The 507-nt window shown below is 63.3% G+C and carries 2 protein-coding genes; both read left to right on the top strand.

Annotated elements, in window-relative coordinates; genetic code table 11:
- Window positions 1–187, top strand: a 187-nt coding sequence (locus tag ABD841_RS40690; protein WP_344982447.1) for a hypothetical protein, incomplete at its 5' end; no start/stop codon positions are given.
- Window positions 180–329 carry a hypothetical protein gene (locus ABD841_RS40685; RefSeq protein ID WP_344982445.1) on the top strand — a complete coding sequence of 50 codons (150 nt, stop codon included), beginning with the start codon at window positions 180–182 and terminating at the stop codon, window positions 327–329. The genes ABD841_RS40690 and ABD841_RS40685, both read left to right, overlap by 8 nt.
- Window positions 330–507: the final 178 nt, after the last annotated feature.

The raw sequence follows: 507 nt of genomic DNA, 5'->3' as shown, positions 1-507 counted from the left end.
GGTGAAATCGTCCTTGAAAGCACTTCGGCAGTTCAACGGTGCCCCTGGCACGCAGGAGATCACCGAGGAGGTGGGGTGCGAATACCGGACGGCGTACGGGAAGCTCACCGATATGGAACAAGAGGGGGTGATCACGAGCCGGAAGGTGGGCAACGCGAACCTCTGGATGCTCGTCGACGATGACTGAGCCAACTGCCGAGGACGCTTATCGCGTCGCACAGCTCGCGCTGGCGAGAGCGAACCGTATCGAGGCCGGGATCGACGTCCTCGACGCCGAGACGCGCCTCCTCGAACAGCGCGTCGCCGATCTCCGAAACAACCCCCCATGAGAGATAGTCAGCGAAACACCCCATGGCGCGTTCACGAAACAACCCCATGAACGACGCCGACCTCACCGAACTGGTTCGCGAGTTGGACCGTCTTGAAAGCGACCTCCACGACGCCGCCGAACACGAGTTCGCGGCGCGTGTCGGCCAGGTGCGCGATGACCTCCGCGGCCACGCTGAG

The organism is Streptosporangium fragile (genome assembly GCF_039534445.1).
Taxonomy (GTDB): Bacteria; Actinomycetota; Actinomycetes; order Streptosporangiales; family Streptosporangiaceae; genus Streptosporangium; species Streptosporangium fragile.
Note: the sequence above shows the minus strand (reverse complement) of the source record. Positions and strands in the feature narration are given on the sequence as shown.

What these genes read in the sequence shown, in the direction of transcription:
- ABD841_RS40685 (WP_344982445.1), top strand. Translation starts at nt 180, where the DNA reads ATGACTGAGCCAACTGCCGAGGACGCTTATCGCGTCGCACAGCTCGCG.